Source organism: Allofournierella massiliensis (assembly GCF_964241245.1).
Lineage (GTDB): Bacteria > Bacillota > Clostridia > Oscillospirales > Ruminococcaceae > Allofournierella > Allofournierella massiliensis.
The window spans coordinates 19,727-36,147 of sequence record NZ_CAXSWZ010000010.1; the positions used below are offsets into that span (position 1 = coordinate 19,727).

General features: G+C 60.9%; 12 protein-coding genes. 6 read left to right on the forward strand and 6 right to left on the reverse strand.

What is annotated here, in order from left to right:
• The first annotated feature begins 26 nt into the window (after nucleotides 1–26).
• The 5 genes from ACESYO_RS06920 (at nucleotide 27) to ACESYO_RS06940 (ending at nucleotide 7,531) form a co-directional block, all read left to right on the forward strand.
• Nucleotides 27–590: a GtrA family protein gene (locus ACESYO_RS06920; protein ID WP_058965243.1), complete on the forward strand. Its 564-nt coding sequence runs from the start codon at nucleotides 27–29 to the stop codon at nucleotides 588–590.
• Nucleotides 591–948: 358 nt separating this feature from the next.
• Nucleotides 949–2,238: an adenylosuccinate synthase gene (locus ACESYO_RS06925; RefSeq protein ID WP_283128323.1), complete on the forward strand. Its 1,290-nt coding sequence runs from the start codon at nucleotides 949–951 to the stop codon at nucleotides 2,236–2,238.
• Nucleotides 2,239–2,312: 74 nt separating this feature from the next.
• On the forward strand, nucleotides 2,313–3,701 hold the full coding sequence (gene purF / locus ACESYO_RS06930; protein WP_058965241.1) for an amidophosphoribosyltransferase: 1,389 nt from the start codon (nucleotides 2,313–2,315) through the stop codon (nucleotides 3,699–3,701).
• 258 nt (nucleotides 3,702–3,959) lie between these two features.
• Complete coding sequence (locus ACESYO_RS06935) at nucleotides 3,960–5,792, forward strand: NAD(P)-binding protein (RefSeq protein ID WP_132587415.1); 1,833 nt, start codon at nucleotides 3,960–3,962, stop codon at nucleotides 5,790–5,792.
• A complete protein-coding gene (locus tag ACESYO_RS06940) occupies nucleotides 5,786–7,531 on the forward strand; it encodes a [FeFe] hydrogenase, group A (RefSeq protein ID WP_373209669.1) in 1,746 nt (581 codons plus the stop codon). The genes ACESYO_RS06935 and ACESYO_RS06940 overlap by 7 nt, the downstream gene beginning before the upstream one ends.
• 108 nt (nucleotides 7,532–7,639) lie before the next feature.
• Here ACESYO_RS06940 and ACESYO_RS06945 read toward each other — a convergent pair whose 3' ends face one another.
• The 6 genes from ACESYO_RS06945 to bilR all read right to left on the reverse strand — a co-directional run bounded on the left by ACESYO_RS06945 (nucleotide 7,640) and on the right by bilR (nucleotide 15,332).
• Nucleotides 7,640–9,244: an ABC-F family ATP-binding cassette domain-containing protein gene (locus tag ACESYO_RS06945; protein ID WP_373209668.1), complete on the reverse strand. Its 1,605-nt coding sequence runs from the start codon at nucleotides 9,242–9,244 to the stop codon at nucleotides 7,640–7,642.
• A 55-nt stretch (nucleotides 9,245–9,299) separates the two neighbouring features.
• On the reverse strand, nucleotides 9,300–10,664 hold the full coding sequence (gene rlmD / locus ACESYO_RS06950) for a 23S rRNA (uracil(1939)-C(5))-methyltransferase RlmD (protein ID WP_373209667.1): 1,365 nt from the start codon (nucleotides 10,662–10,664) through the stop codon (nucleotides 9,300–9,302).
• A 14-nt stretch (nucleotides 10,665–10,678) separates the two neighbouring features.
• Complete coding sequence (locus ACESYO_RS06955) at nucleotides 10,679–11,677, reverse strand: type 1 periplasmic-binding domain-containing protein (RefSeq protein ID WP_373209666.1); 999 nt, start codon at nucleotides 11,675–11,677, stop codon at nucleotides 10,679–10,681.
• A gap of 21 nt (nucleotides 11,678–11,698) precedes the next feature.
• Complete coding sequence (locus ACESYO_RS06960; RefSeq protein ID WP_370827584.1) at nucleotides 11,699–12,535, reverse strand: AraC family transcriptional regulator; 837 nt, start codon at nucleotides 12,533–12,535, stop codon at nucleotides 11,699–11,701.
• Between the two features lie 225 nt (nucleotides 12,536–12,760).
• Entirely contained in the window at nucleotides 12,761–13,369 is a 609-nt protein-coding gene (locus ACESYO_RS06965) for a hypothetical protein (RefSeq protein WP_373209664.1), read from the reverse strand.
• Between the two features lie 40 nt (nucleotides 13,370–13,409).
• The gene (gene bilR, locus ACESYO_RS06970) at nucleotides 13,410–15,332 is read right to left on the reverse strand and encodes a bilirubin reductase, long form (RefSeq protein ID WP_058965234.1); all 1,923 of its coding nucleotides are present in this window, start codon (nucleotides 15,330–15,332) and stop codon (nucleotides 13,410–13,412) included.
• A gap of 192 nt (nucleotides 15,333–15,524) precedes the next feature.
• On the opposite strand from bilR, the gene ACESYO_RS06975 reads away from it, so the two are divergent.
• Nucleotides 15,525–16,403: a helix-turn-helix domain-containing protein gene (locus tag ACESYO_RS06975; protein WP_058965233.1), complete on the forward strand. Its 879-nt coding sequence runs from the start codon at nucleotides 15,525–15,527 to the stop codon at nucleotides 16,401–16,403.
• Nucleotides 16,404–16,421 lie beyond the last annotated feature (18 nt).

The following is a 16,421-nucleotide window of genomic DNA, read 5'->3' on the forward strand; positions in this document are numbered from 1 at the left end:
TAAATCATGAGGGGGATAAGCATAAAATGAATTTCTGGAATAATTTTGCCGCCAAGCATCCGGCGGCTGCCAAGTGGGTTCGCGAGGGCGGCCTGTTCGTGATCGTAAGCAATCTGATCACCGTGTTCAAGTACCTGATGCTGCAGTTCCTGCCCGCGGCGTTTGCAGGTCTGGGCGATGCCAGCTTCGGCTGGCCCGGCATTCCGCTGACCCTGTTTGGCGAAACCTTTGAGTGGAACATTCTGGGCTACGACCAGGCGCACGGCGGCCTTGCCTACTTCTGCGCCTACATGGTTGCCATGGTGATCGGCGAGTGCATCAACTTCCCCATCCAGCGCAACTTCGTGTTCCGTTCTCACGGCAAGCTGGGCCCGCAGATTGCCTGGTATCTGGTGGCCTTCTGCATCATCACCTGCATCGTGAACTCCATCAACTGCATCTGGGTGGCTGTGGCCGGTCTGCTGGTGCCTGATTTCATCTACAACATCGGCACTACCGTTCTGAACGGCGGTATCTCCATGGTGGTGTTCTTCTTTGTGAACAAGATCATCTTTCCCTCTTCGGAAGGTGAAGCCAAAAAGGCTGCCTGATTGTTCATAGCGACCTGTAATGGAAAAGTGACCTGCTCTGCGCTTTGCGCAGGGCAGGTCATTTGCTTGTAGCCGCCTGCTTTCCCGGCAGGCGGCGCGCTGCCCCAGCGGGGCAACAGGGAAGAAAAGCCGGGAATAAATGGGGAGAAACTGCAAAAAATAGGCAGTGCATTTTCGGCTTTTTATTGACATGGAACCGCTGGGATGGTAGAATTTTAAAGTGAATAAAGACGTTCACAAAGCGCTGCGAAAGCAGATTGTGGGCGTCTTTGTTTGTGTGAAAGGCTCGTCTGGCCGCGCAGCTGCAAGCGGCCAGGCTTTGGGGCAATCAGCCAAAGAACAAAGGAGCAAGGGATTTATGTTAACTGCTATCACCGGAATCAACTGGGGCGACGAGGGCAAGGGCCGCATGGTGGACCTGCTCAGTCAGGAATACAACATCGTGGTGCGCTATCAGGGCGGCAACAACGCCGGCCACACCGTGGTGACCCCCGAAGGAAAGTTCGTGCTGAATCTGCTGCCCAGCGGCATTCTGCGGCCGGACGTGGTGTGCGTTATGGGCAACGGCATGGTCATCGACCCCGCCCATCTGGAGAAGGAGATCGCCGCACTGCGTGAAAAGGGTATCCAGATCGATCCCAGCCATCTGAAAATCAGCGACCGGGCCACCATCTGCATGCCTTACCATGTGGCGGAGGACGGCCTGGAAGAGGATCGCCTGTCCAAGAGCGGCAACCAGTTCGGCTCCACCCGCCGGGGCATCGCCTACTCTTATGGCGACAAATACATGAAAAAGACCCTGCGCATGGGCGACCTGCTCAATCTGGATCAGTCCGTGAAGGATCGTCTGGCCACCATCGTGGAGTGGAAGAACCTGACCATGGAAAAGGTCTACGGCCAGAAGCCCATTGATCTGGAAGAGATGTGGGCCTGGTGCCAGAAGTACGCCGAGCTGTTCAAGGATTACATCTGCGACGCGGGCGCCTTCCTGGACAAGGCGGACCGCGAGGGCAAGAAGATCCTGTTCGAGGCTCAGCTGGGTGCGCTGCGTGATATTGATTTCGGCATCTATCCCTTCACCAGCTCTTCCAACGTGATCGGCAGCTACGCACCCATTGGTGCGGGCATTCCCGGCCACAAGCTGCACAAGAGCATCGGTATTATGAAGGCCTACTCCAGCTGCGTGGGCGAGGGCCCCTTCACCGCCGAGCTGGCCATGACCGAAGAGGAAAAGAACGCCCTGCGTGAGGCGGGCCATGAGTTCGGCGCGGCCACCGGCCGTCCCCGCCGCGTGGGCCCCTTCGACGTGGTGGCAAGCCGCTACGGCGTATTCTGCCAGGGTGCGGACGAGCTGGCCCTGACCCTGCTGGATGTTCTGGACTACATGGAAGAGATTCCTGTGGTGGACAAGTATCTGGTAAACGGTGAAGAGGTGGACCGCTTCCCCATGGGCGAGGCGCTGGACAATGCCAAGCCGGTTGTGAAGTTCCTGCCCGGCTGGCACTGCGACATCACCGGCTGCCGCACCTGGGAGAGCCTGCCCCAGGCGGCCAAGGATTATGTGGAGTATCTGGAAAAGGCCGTTGGCTGCAAGATCAAGTATGTTTCCGTGGGCGCTGCCCGCGATGCGTACCTGGTGCGTGAGTAATTGTTTTAAAATGCGCCGGCCCGGTAATCATTACCGGGCCGGTTCATCTGTTTCAAGGGGGTAAAAGTAACACTATGGGAGAGTATCTGGATAAGGGTCTGCACGAGGAATGCGGTGTGTTTGGCGTTTACCGCCAGAGCGACGCGGCGCATCTGACCTATTTTGGCCTGCATGCGCTGCAGCACCGTGGCCAGGAGGGCGCGGGTATTGCGGTGGCGGATGGCAAAACCGTTCGCTGCCGCAAGGGCAAGGGCCTGCTGAGCGATGTGTTCGGCCGCAATGATCTGGACGGGATGACCGGCAAGAATGCCATCGGCCATGTGCGCTACGGCACTGCCGGCGGCGGCGAGGTGGAAAACGTGCAGCCCATCGTATCCCGCCTGGCCAATGGCGGTGCGCTGGCGGTGGCCCACAATGGCCAGATTGCCAACGCTGCCGAGCTGCGCAAGGAACTGGAGGACAAGGGCAGCATCTTCTGGGGCTCGTCGGACAGTGAGATTATTCTGCATCTGCTGCAGGGAACCAAGGGCCCGCTCATCGAGAAGATCAAGCAGGCCTGCAACCGGCTGGACGGCGCGTTTGCCTTCCTGATCCTCACCGAAAAGAACCTTTACGCAGTGCGGGACAAGAACGGCCTGCGGCCGCTGTCGCTGGCCAAGCAGGGCGATGGCTGGTGTGTTTCCAGCGAGAGCTGTGCCTTCGACATCGTGGGCGCGCATCTGGTGCGGGACGTGCGCCCCGGCGAGATCGTGAAGATCTCTGCCGCCGGGCTGGAAAGCTGCTTCTACACCGAGGAGACCAGCTGCAACCTGTGTGCCATGGAATACATCTATTTCTCCCGCCCGGATTCCGTGCTGGAGGGGCAGAATGTGCACGGTGTGCGCCGTGAGTGCGGCCGTCTGCTGGCCCAGGAGGATCTGGACAGCTTTTTCAAGGCCGATATCGTGGTGGGCGTGCCGGATTCCTCCCTGTCCGCTGCGGCGGGTTACAGCGAGGCCATCGGCCTGCCCAACGAGATGGGCCTGATCAAGAACCGCTATGTGGGCCGTACCTTCATCCAGCCCACCCAGGCCCAGCGCGATCTGGGTGTGCGGCTCAAGCTGTCTGCCAACGTGCCGGTGGTACGGGGCAAGCGGGTGGTTCTGGTGGACGACTCCATCGTGCGCGGAACCACCTCCAAGCGGATCGTGGCCCTGCTGCGTCAGGCCGGCGCCACCGAGGTGCACCTGCGCATCGCCGCTCCCGCCATCAAGTATCCCTGCTTCTACGGCGTGGATATGTCCACCCGGGCCGAGCTGGCCAGCGCCAGCCTGGAGCCGGATGTTCTGGCCAAGGTGCTGGGGGCGGATTCCCTGCGCTTTTTGAGCGTGGATGACCTGAAGCAGGCCTGCGGCTGCCAGGGCCTGTGCACCGCCTGCTTTGACGGCAGCTATGTGACCCCGCTGTACAGCAACAAGGTCTGAGAAAAATATCACAGGCACAAAGCCTGAACCATTGCAAAATGGGGCTTTTTCCTCTGGAATGAAGGGGGAAAAGCCCTGTTTTTTTATAAAAATGCAGAAAAGACCTGAAAAATTGCACAGAAAACAGAAACGCTGATTGTTCGGTTTGCATGAAAAGTTTTCAAAAACTTGTTTTAAAATTATCATTTATTGCCCAAGGTACTTTGTTGTGGTAAAATCAAACCAGAAAATAAAAGTATTACTTTTGCGGAGGATGGTATGAGCAGATTGGAAATGCCGACCCCTAGCAGGTCGCAATTGGTGATCGAACAGTTGTACAAGGAATTGGAACGCCGTATTGAGGCCAGCCCTCCGGGGCTTTGCCCGGTGGATATCACCCGTGCGTTCCTGGAGCTGTGCCACGCGCAAACCTGCGGCAAATGTGCACCCTGCCGCATCGGCCTGCTGCAGCTGAAGCATCTGATTACGGATGTGCTGAACGGCAAGGCCACCATGGAAACCCTGACCCTGATGGAGAATACGGCCCTTTCCATCATGGAATCCGCCGACTGTGCCATCGGCCATGAGGCAGCCCGCATGGTCTATCAGAGCCTGATCGGCTGCCGCGACGACTACGAGCAGCACATCCGGGTGGGGCGTTGTACCTGTACTTACAGCCAGCCGGTGCCCTGTGTCACCCTGTGCCCGGCCCATGTGGATATTCCCGGCTACATCGCGCTGGTGCGGGAAGGCCGCCATGCGGATGCAATCCGCCTGATCCGGAAAGATAACCCGTTCCCCACCACCTGTGGCTTTATCTGCGAGCACCCCTGCGAAGCCCGCTGCCGCCGCAACATGGTGGACGATGCCATCAACATCCGCGGCCTGAAGCGGGTCGCGGCCGACCGGGCGGGTCATGTGCCCCCGCCGAAGAACGCCCCCTCCACCGGCAAGACCGTGGCGGTTGTGGGCGGCGGCCCCGGCGGTCTGTCCGCTGCCTACTATCTGCAGCTGATGGGCCATCAGGTCACCGTGTTCGAGATGCTGCCCCAGCTGGGCGGCATGCTGCGCTACGGCATTCCCAACTATCGCCTGCCCAAGGACCGGCTGGACGACGACATCCAGGCCATTCTGGAAACCGGAGTACAGGTGGAATACGGCAAGCGGATCGGCCGGGATATCACCATTGAAGAGCTGCGCAAAAACTACGATGCCGTGCTGGTAAGCATCGGCGCCAGCACCGACAAGAAGCTGGGCATGGAGCACGAGGACGCCCCCGGCGTTGTCTCTGCGGTGGAGTTCCTGCGCACCGTGGGCCAGGGCGAGCCCATGGATCTGAACGGTCAGGAAGTGGCCGTTGTGGGCGGCGGCAACGTGTCCATGGATGCTGTGCGCACCGCCGTGCGCCTGGGCGCAAAGAAGGTGAGCATCGTCTACCGCCGCCGTGTGGCGGATATGACCGCCCTGCCTGCCGAGATTGAGGGCGCCATGGCCGAAGGTGTGGAAATCCGCACTCTGCAGGCACCCGCCCGCATCGAAACCGACGAAAACGGCCATGTGAAGGGCCTGTGGACCACTCCTCAGATGATCAGCGCCATCCGCGACGGCCGTGCCAGCGTGAAGGCCAGTGGGGAAGAGGAGCAGTTTATTCCCTGCACCACCCTGATTGTTGCGGTGGGTCAGAGCATCGAGACCAAACACTTCCAGGAAGCCGGCCTGCCGGTGGAACGGGGCAAGATCCTCACCGAAAATTCCGGTGGCTTCTCCGATATTCCCGGCGTATTTGCCGGCGGCGACTGCGCCACCGGCCCCGCCACCGTGATCAAGGCCATTGCGGCGGCCAAGGTTGTGGCGGCCAACATCGACGAATACCTGGGCTACAACCACAAGATTACCTGTGATGTGGAGATTCCCGAGCCCGATCTGGCGGACAAGAGCCCCTGTGGTCGTGTGGAGCTGACCGAGCGTCAGGCCTGCGAGCGCATCCGCGATTTTGAGGGCGTGGAAAACTGCATGACCGACAAGGAAGCCTGCCAGGAGGCCGGGCGCTGCCTGCGATGCGATCACTTCGGCTTCGGCCTGTTCAAAGGAGGAAGAGAAAAGGTATGGTAAACCTGACGATTGACGGGCTGGCCATCCGCGCGCCCAAGGGCACGACCATCATGGAGGCGGCCGCGCAGAATAACATTGCAATCCCCAAGCTGTGCTTTTTGAAGGAAATCAACGAGATCGCAGCCTGCCGCGTATGCGTGGTGGAGCTGGAAGGCAAGGAGCGGCTGATTACCGCCTGCAACAACGTGGTGGAAGAGGGCATGGTCATCTACACCAACAGCCCCAAGGTGCGGCGCGACCGGCGCAACACCGTGCAGCTGATCCTCTCCCAGCATGACTGCAAGTGCGCCACCTGCTTCCGCAACGGCAACTGCGCGCTGCAGAACATTGCCAGCGATCTGAACATTCACGAGCTGCCCTTTGAGGAGCGGCTGGAACGCCAGCCCTGGGATCAGAATTTCCCCCTGATCCGGGATTCTGCCAAGTGCATCAAGTGCATGCGCTGCGTGCAGATCTGCGATAAGGTTCAGAGCCTGAACATCTGGGATCTGGAGGGCACCGGTTCCCGTTCCACCATTAACGTTACCGGCCACCGCACCATCGGCGAAGCGGACTGCTCGCTGTGCGGCCAGTGCATCACCCACTGCCCGGTGGGCGCGCTGCACGAGCGGGATGACACGGAGCAGGTCTGGCAGGCCATCGCCGACCCGAAAAAGGTCGTGGTGGCACAGGTTGCCCCCGCGGTTCGCGCTGCCTGGGGCGAGCAGCTGGGCCTTGCCCGGGAAGAAGCCACCGTGGGTAAGATCATGGACAGCCTCAAGCGGATGGGTGTGGACTATGTGTTCGACACCACCTTCTCCGCCGACCTGACCATCATGGAAGAGGGCACCGAGTTCCTGGGCCGCTTCACCCGCGGCGAAACAAAAGAAAAGCCCACGTTCACCTCCTGCTGCCCGGGCTGGATTCGGTTCATCAAGTCCCAGTATCCCCATCTGGTGCCGCAGCTGTCTACCGCGAAGAGCCCCCAGCAGATGTTCGGCGCAGTGATGAAATCCTACTTTGCACAGGCCATCGGCCGCTCCCCGGAGGACATCTACACCCTGTCCATCATGCCCTGCGTGGCCAAGAAGGGCGAGCGGAACATGGAACTGTTCGACGGCGAGTACGCGGGCCACGATGTGGACGCAGTGCTCACCACCCGTGAGCTGGTGCGCATGATGCGTTCGGCGCACATCCGGCCAGATACGCTGGTCGACCGCCCCTGCGACGATCTGATGCAGGCCGGCAGCGGCGCGGGCGTGATCTTCGGCGCCACCGGCGGCGTAATGGAAGCCGCCCTGCGTACCGCCTACTATGTGGTGATGGGCGAGAACCCGCCCGCAGATGCCTTCAAGCAGGTGCGCAGTCAGGGTCAGGGCACCGGCGTGACCACCGCCGAGTTCCATCTGGGCGACGCCGTGGTGCGCACTGCCGTGGTAAGCGGTCTGGGCAACACCCGCCGCCTGCTGGAGCAGATCGAAAAGGGCGAAGTGGCCTACGACTTTGTGGAAGTCATGGCCTGCCCCGGCGGTTGTGTGGGCGGCGGCGGCCAGCCCATCCACGACGGCGAAGAGCTTGCCTTTGAACGGGGTAAGAATCTCTACGCGCTGGACAGCAGCGCCGCCCTGCGCTTCTCTCACGAGAACCCGGATGTACAGCGGCTGTATGCCGAGTATCTGGGCGAGCCCATGAGCCATCGGGCCCATCGGCTGCTCCACACCGACCACAATGCCTGGACGATGCCCCGCAAACAACGTTAACAGCCATTCCAACCTCCAATAAAAGCAGCACCCGTCCCCGGAAATTCCGGAGGCGGGTGCCGCTTTTTCGTGTTTTTTTATGGAATGAGGAAGGGCAGAGAACCCGGCTTACAGGCCCCGCTCCTTCTTCCAGGCCAGGAATTCCTCGAAGCTGCCGGTGCGGTCCAGGCAGCCCTCCTGACCCAGGGGAATCTCGATGATCCGGTTGGCAATCTCGTCGATGAACTGATGGTCATGGGAGGAGAAGAGCAGATTGCCCTTGAAGGAGGCCAGACCGTTGGACAGCGCCTGAATGCTTTCCAGATCCAGATGGTTGGTGGGCTGGTCCAGTACCAGAACGTTGGAGTGGGCCATCATCATGCGGGAGAGCATGCAGCGCACCTTCTCGCCGCCGCTCAGCACCGACGCGGGCTTGTAAACCTCGTCGCCGGAGAAGAGCATCCGGCCCAGGAAACCGCGCAGGAAGGTCTCGGTGGGGTCCGGGCTGTACTGGCGCAGCCACTCGATCAGGTTGCCCTCAAAGCCGTCGAAGAAGGCGGAGTTGTCCTGCGGGAAGTAGCTCTGGCTGGTGGAAACACCCCACTTGAAGCTGCCGGCGTCCGGCTCCATCTCGCCCATCAGGATCTTGAACAGGGTGGTCATGCCCACCTCGTTGTCGCCCACCAGAGCGATCTTGTCGTTCTTGTTCATGGTGAAGGTCACGTTGTCCAGCACCTTCACGCCGTCCACAGTCTTGGTCAGGCCCTGCACGAACAGGATGTCCTTGCCGGCCTCCCGCTCCGGGTCAAAGCCCACGAAGGGATATCGGCGGGAGGAAGCGGGCATCTCCTCCAGCTGGATGGAGTCCAGAATCTTTTTGCGGCTGGTGGCCTGCTTGGACTTGGACTTGTTGGCGGAGAACCGCTGGATGAAGGACTGCAGCTCCTTGATCTTCTCTTCCTTTTTCTTGTTCTGGTTGCGGATCAGCTGCTGCATCAGCTGGCTGGACTCGTACCAGAAGTCGTAGTTGCCGGCGTACATCTGCACCTTGTTGTAGTCGATGTCCACGGTGTGGGTGCACACGGCGTTCAGGAAGTGGCGGTCGTGGCTGACCACGATGATGGTGCCGTAGTAGTCCATCAGGAATTCTTCCAGCCAGTCGATGGATTCAATGTCCAGGCCGTTGGTGGGCTCGTCCAGCAGGATGATGGAGGGCTGGCCGAACAGAGCCTGTGCCAGCAGCACCTTCACCTTCTGGCGGCCGTCCAGCGCGTCCATCTGGGCGTAGTGCAGGTCGGTGGGCAGGCCCAGGCCGCTGAGCAGCTGGTTGACCTCGGTCTCGGCATCCCAGCCGCCCATCTCGGCAAATTCCGCCTCCAGCTCACCGGCGCGCTCGCCGTCCGCCTCGGAGAAATCCTCCTTGGCATACAGCTCGTCCTTTTCCTTCATGATGTCGTACAGGCGGCGGTTGCCCATGATGACGGTCTCCATCACCGAGAACTCGTCGTACTTGTAGTGGTCCTGCTCCAGCACGCTCATCCGGTCGTCCGGGCCGATGGAAATGCTGCCGCTGGTGGGCTCGATCACACCGGAGATGATCTTCAGCAGGGTGGACTTGCCGGCGCCGTTGGCGCCGATGATACCGTAGCAGTTGCCCGGCACAAAATTCAGGTTCACGTTCTTATACAGGTAGTTGCCCTGAAACTGCAGGCTCACGTCATTTACAGAAAGCATAAAAACCTCGCTCGTTTTATTCTTTTATCAGAAGTGTGGCCGGTGCACAGGCGGTTCAGTCCGCCTGCTTTACCAGCTCGATCACACATTCACAGTGTTTGGTGCGGGGGAAAAGATCCGCGGGCTGGGCCCGCAGGGGTTTGTAGCCCCGGTCGGCCAGATACCGGCAGTCCCGGGCGGCGGTGGCCGGGTTGCAGCTCACCATCACGATGCGCCGGGGCCCCATGGTAATCACCGCGTTCAGGGTCGCCTCATCACAGCCCTTGCGGGGTGGATCCAGGCAGACCACATCCGGCCGCAGGCCCTCGCTTGCCAGCTTCGCGGCAGCCTTGCCCGCATCGGCGCAGAAGAACCGGGCATTCTGTGCGCCCATGGCCGCGGCGTTGAGCTCGGCGCTCTCCACCGCTTCGGGAATGATCTCCACGCCGATCAGCTCCCTGCAGTCTGCCGCCATGGAAAGGCCGATGGTGCCCATGCCGCAGTAAAGATCCAGCAGGGTGTCGCCGGGCTGCAGCTGGGCGAACTGCCGGGCCACGCCGTACAGCTGCTCGGCAGCAGGGGTGTTCACCTGATAGAAGGACAGCGGCCCCAGCCGTACCGGTACGCCGCACAGGGGATCCTCAATGTATCCGGGCCCGTACAGGGAAATGTTCTCCAGCCCGGTGATCACGTTGGTTTTCTGCCGGTTCACGTTCAGCACGATGCTGCGGATGGCGGGGAACTGTTTGGTCAGTGCCGCGCACAGCTCCTGCGCGTGGGGCAGCTTGCGGCCGTTGACCACAAGGCAGACCAGAATCTCGCCGCTGTGCCAGCCCTTGCGCAAAAAGATGTGGCGCACAAGGCCGGTGTGCGTTTCCTCCTGATAGGGGGCGATGCCATGGGTCTCCATGAATTCGCACACAAAGGCGGCAATCTGATTCAGTTCCTCCGGCTGTAGCTTGCAGTCGGCACAGGGCACAATACGGTGGGTGCGGCCCGCGTAAAAGCCGGCGATCACATGACCGTTCGCATCCAGCCCCACCGGGAACTGCACCTTGTTGCGGTATCGCTCCTCCAGCGGCGAGGGCAGAATGGGCAGCACCGGAGTATCCAGCCCGCCGATGCGCCGGAAGGCATCCTCCACAAAGCTCTGCTTTGCCCGGGCCTCGGTTTCGTAGTCCAGATGGCGGAAGCAGCAGCCGCCGCAGGGCTTGCACACCGGGCAGTCCGGCTCGATGTGGGCGGGGGAGGGCTGCAGCATTTCTTCCACGATGCCAAAGGCATACCGGCCCATGTCCTTTACGATACGGGCGTTCAGCACATCGCCGGGGGCGGTGGCGGGCACGAACACCGCCTTGCCCTCGTAATGGGCCACACCGCTGCCATCGCTGGAAAGGCTTTCGATGGTCAAAGGGATGATGGAATTCTTGTGAATGGGCACAAAAACGCTCCTTTTTATTGGTCTTCTTCAAGGGTGGTGACCAGGCCGAAGGGAATGAAGAACCGGCCGGATTCATCGGGCTGCAGTTCCAGACCCTGGCCTGCAAACTCCTTGTCCAGAGAGTTCAGGGCCAGCTGGCCTGCTACCCGGGTAATTTCGTCAATGTCATAGTAGGAGGCGGCGATGGCGATTCCCTCGTCCACCAGCGCCTGCGCCAGCTCCGGGTTTTCGGCTACGGCGGCGATGCGCACCGGTGCATCCCCGTCCAGCCAGCCCAGTTGCCCGGCCAGATCATGCAGAAAACGTGCGTCGTCGGCGGTGGTGCACAAAAACAGCTCCGGCTTTTGCTGGCCTGCCAGCCCCTCGGCGGTAAAGGGCAGGGGATCGTCGTTCTCGTCCAGGTATTCCAGCAGGTTGGAATATACCCCGTAATGCTCGCATTCCTGCAGAGCATAGTAGCTCAGCGCCTGATGATAGGGGCCGATGTCGCTCAGATACAGGCTGTATTGCAGCACCAGATCCCCGTTTGCGTCCGGAATGGCACCGCTGCGGAAGCCCATGGCCATCTCTTCGCCCAGCAGCTCGCCGCCCAGTGCCGGGCTGCTGCCCACATACCACAGCTTGTCGTAGTCCTCCATCTCCTGCACCTGAGGGCTGCGGCCCACCACAACCAGCGGAATGCCATGGCTGCGGGCAAGGCGCAGCAGCGCCGGATCCAGAATGTCCTCGTCCTCACTTACAATCAAAACCTGCGCGCCCTGTTCGATCAGCTCCCGGGCGGCGGGTTCGTAGTCGGCGGATTCATCGGCCAGCAAAAAGCGGACGCCGTTTTCCGAAAAATAATCCTCCAGTGCGTCCAGATCCACATAAGGAAGCTCCTTGGGCGAGTGCAGATAGCCGATGGTGGGCTGGGGGTCGAAATAGCCCACGCTGAACAGATACAGCACGGCGCACAGGCCCAGAGCCGCACAGACGGCAAACAGCTTGGCAAGAATAAGCGCGATTCGTTTCATTGGCAGTTCTCCAGAAAGGGGTCAGGTTTTTTCGATGCTGCTCAGATAGCGGCTGGGGGGCACGCCCTTGGTCTTTTTAAAGACCCGGGAGAAATAGAACTGATCAAAAAAACCCACGGACACGGCGATCTCCGCAATGGAGAGTTTGGAATCCCGCAGCAGGTTGCAGGCCTCGCCGATGCGGTAGTTGGTCAGATAGTCGATGGGGCTCTGGCCCACATTGCTCATGAACACCCGGTACAGATGGCTGCGGCTTACGCCCACCGCCTTGGCAATGTCGTCGATGCTGATGTCGTGGGAATAGTTGAACTGGATGTACTTGATGGCTCCGTGCACATACTGGGAGCTGGTGTTGCTCACCCGGGGATCGCATTCGTGGGCCTGCTTCATCAGGCTGGACAAAAACAGATACAGATGCCCCACCATGGCCGCTTCGTGATGGGATTCCGGGCCGCGGCAGTCGTAGATGGAACGCAGGGCCTGCTTCAAGGGTTCCGCTTCCCCGCAGTGATACACCGGCGACTGGTCGGTAAAGGGGGTCTGCTGCACCAGCTTGTTGGCGAAAGCGCCGTTGAACCCCACCCAGTAATATTCCCAGGGGTCGTTGGCGTCGGCGCAGTAGCTCACCAGCTGGTTGGGCTTCACCAGAAACAGATCGCCCGGGCCCAGCGTGAAGCTGCGCCCGTTCACCGTGTACTGGCCGTGGCCGCTCACCACCAGATGGATCAGATAATGATCCCGCACACCGGGCCCCCAGGCGTGGGAAGGCGCGCAGGACTGCAGCCCACAGTTAAAAATGGAAAGCTCCACATTATCTGTATAGTGCTGCTTAAAGGATTGTTTATAGGTTTCTGCCATATCAAAGATACCTCCGCAAGGGGATCAAAAAAGAAAAGGCGGCAAGCCGGGCGGCGCATGGCAAAAGGCAAGGCGCGGCCTGTGGGCCGGCATTGGGCAAGCGTTTTGCCGGCGGGCTTCCGCATCAATACCCAGTATAACAGAAAATTCAACAAAAGTCCATAAAAAATGCCGCACCCCTGAAAAACAGGGGCACGGCATGATAGAATGGTGCAAAAAAGGAGATCAGCCCACCGGCAGAACCTCAACAATCTTAAGCACAACGCTGGCCTCGCTCACAGATTCATTGGCCTCCTGCAGCTGAGCCAGAACCTCGGCGTCCTCCTCCAGCTCCAGCTTGACCACAGCGCCGGAGTGGCGACCGGCCTTCTCCTCGGCGGTGGGGTCGGCGATGTCGTAGCTCATGATGGCGGCCTTTTCCCGCAGCACGTTGGCCCTGGTGGCGTTGTCGGCCCAGTTGAAGAAGATGTGGCTGTCGTCGGCCACACCGGGCACGAAGATGGCAATGTTGGGGGTGCCGTCCGCATTCACGGTGGACACATTGCACAGGCCCTTGAACTGGCCAATGGCCTCCAGCAGGGCGGCCTGGTCCAGGTTGGTGTACAGGCCGGTGGTGGCGCTGGCGGTGGCGGCGGCGTCAGCGGAAACGGCAGTTTCGCTGGCAGCCTCGCTGGAAGCAGCCGGGGCGGAAGCGGCTTCACTGGAAGCGGCTTCGCTGGAGGCAGTGCTGGCGGAAGTGGAGGCGGTGGTTGCAGCGGAGCTGCTGCTCTGGCCGCAGGCGCAGAGGTTGAATACCAGAGTCAGAGTGAGCAGTGCAATGGCAAGTTTTTTCATAATGATACAGAAATCTCCTTTTTTAATCCGGAAAATGGAATCACAGGCTGTTGGCAGCGTCGTAGGCGGTGCGGATGGCGTTGGAAATGTCCGCAGCACGCTCGCCGCAGTCGCCCACGGCAATTACGGGGATGCCGGCAGCCTTCAGGGGCTCGGCGTCAAAGGCCACGGGGCGGGCGCCCACGGCCAGAACCACATAGTCGCAGGGAATGGTCACGGTGTTGCCGTCCTTATCCTCGCACAGAATGTGATCCAGCGCAATCTGGCTGACCTTGTGGTTCACATACTGCTCCACGCCATAGCGGGCGTAGTTCTCCATCAGGGTGGGCAGGATGGTGTTGCTCTCGCCATTGGCGATCTTGTCCATCATCTCCACAACGCTTACCTTGCAGCCGCGCTCGGCCAGATATTCAGCGGTCTCGCAGCCAACCATGCCGCCGCCGATCACGGCAACCTTGCCGTAAACCTGCTGGGCACCGGCCAGCACCTGCCAGGCGTCGCATACGTTGGAATTTTCCTTGCCGGGGATGGCGGGGGCAAAGCTGGAAGCGCCCACGGCCAGAATCACGGCGTCCGGCTTCTCGGCCAGCACGTCCTCGGCGGTGACGGCCTTGCCCATGCGCAGGGTTACACCGGCGCTGGTGACCTGATGCACCAGGTTGGCGGTGGCGCGGCGCATCTCCTCCTTGCGGGGAGGTACGCAGGCAATGTTCAGCTGGCCGCCCAGCTGGGCGCTCTTCTCGAACAGCACCACCTCATGGCCCTTGGCGGCAGCCACACGGGCGGCCTCCATGCCGGCCACGCCGCCGCCGATCACGGCAACCTTCTTTTTGGTCTGGGCGGGGGTGATGGAGCGGGTCAGCTCGTAGCCGTTTTCGGCGTTCAGCACGCAGGACAGGAAGCTGCGGTTCTGGATGTTATCGGTGCAGCCTTTGTTGCAGGAGATGCAGCGGCGGATGTCGCAGCCCTTGCCGGCTTCCAGCTTGACCACCCAGTCAGGGTCGCACAGCAGGGGACGGCCCAGAGCCACGATGTCGGCCTTGCCGCTGTCCAGTGCGCGCTCGGCCATCTCGGGGTCAATGATGCGGCCCACGCAGCTTACGGGCACCTTCACGGCCTGCTTCACCTGGCCGGCAATGTCCACAAAGAAGCCGTAGGGCTGCACGCCCATGGGAGGAATGGTGTCGGCCATGTTACCGGTGTGGTTGGCCTGGGCCACATGCAGCATGTCCACGCCGGCTTCCTCCAGCAGTTTGGCGAAGTCCACGGCCTCGGCCAGAGGGATACCGCCCTTGCCGCGCTCGGGGGTGATGACCGAGAACTTGTAGTCGATGCCCATGCCGGGAACCGCCTGACGCAGGGCCTTCACCAGCATCACCGCAAAGCGGGTGCGGTTCTCGAAGCTGCCGCCGAATTTGTCGGTGCGGCGGTTCATCAGGGGGCTGCACAGACAGCCCACCAGACGGTCGCCGTGTACCTGAACGAAATCAATGCCGGCCTTCTGGGCACGAACGGCGCAGTCGCACATCTTCTGGATGATGTCCATCAGCTGCTCTTCGGTCACGTCGGTCACATAGTGCTCCATGTCGTGGTGCATCTTCTGGCGTACGCCCATCATGTCCTTTTTCTGGAACAGCTCGATCAGGGCGTTCACGTCGTATTCCGGGTGGAAGATCTGCACGCCGATCTTGGCACCGTAGGCGTGTACGCTGTCCGCCAGATCCTTGAAGCCGGCGATCTGGCCGTCGTGGAACAGGCGGGGAGTGGGGGAGAAGGAGGCCACGGGGCTCACGTCGCCCAGCACAATGTAGGAAACGCCGCCTTTGGCCAGGCGGGTGTAGAAAGCCTTGCTCTGTTCGGTGATGCTGCCGTCCCGGCCTTCATAGCCGGTGGTCAGCGGGGGGAACATGATGCGGTTTTTCAGGGTGATGTTGCCAACCTTGATGGGGGTGAGCAGTTCCATGATATAGATCTCCTTTCCGATCTCAAAAAGCAGCAGCGCGGGCGTCTGGCCCGCTTTCTAAGGTCATTATAAGCCCGAAGGTTGTTAAAAATATATCTCGTTTCTTGATGTGAATTGCGCAAAACTTGATGAAACAGCGCGTTTTTGATAAAATAAATAAAATGATTTGGAGAAAAACTGGGAGGAATTTCCATGGATGAGAACTATCGGCTGGAACAGTGGACACTGGAGCCGGGAAGGGAAAGAGAGCTGGATGCCCGGGGCTGCGAGCTGGTGGTTCTGATCAACGGAGGCAGCGGCCGGCTGGAGTGGGCCCGGGGCGGCGCCGCCCTGGGGCCGGATACCATCGGCCTGCTTCGCCCGGGAGCCACCGCGAAGGCGCGGGCACAGGAGCAGGGGCTGGAGCTGTGGCAGCTGCGCCTGCAGCCGGAACTGCTGCGGCAGATCTCCTGCCCGGGGTGTGATCTGGAGGCCTGCTTTTCGGTGGTGCCCTTCCAGTGTGCGGTGGTACGGCTGAACACCCAGAACGCCACGCTGCTGCGGCGGCTGTATTCCCTTTTGCGCCAGGAGCTGGCCCAGCCGGATGCGCTGGCAGGCGGGGTATATCGCCGGGGCCTTGTGGAGCTTCTGGTAGCCGGCGTGCTGCGCTGCTGCGTAACAGAGGAGCGCAAAACCGCGCTGGTGGGGCGCAAGCGTCTGGTGGTGGACGAGGTGTTTGCCTACATCAATGCCCATCTGGCCGAGCCGCTGCGCTTAAAGGATCTGGCGGCGCATTTCTATGTGAGCCCGGAGCATCTGGCCCGCCAGTTCAAGCAGCGCACCGGCCAGACGCTGCACCAGTATATTGTAAAGGCCCGGCTGGGTCGCTGCCGGGAGCTGCTGTGCAACGGGGTGCCGCTGGCGGCGATCTGGACCCAGTGTGGCTTTTCCGGCTACAGCTCCATGCTGCGCAGCTTCAAGCAGGAATTTGGGGTGACCCCGGCGGAATACTACCGGCAGTGCTGCCAGCGTGCCCGGGAATATCCGGACGAAGCCCTGCCGGAACAGGAGCGGACGATCCCCCGGCGCTGACCCGCCCCTTCTGCGATT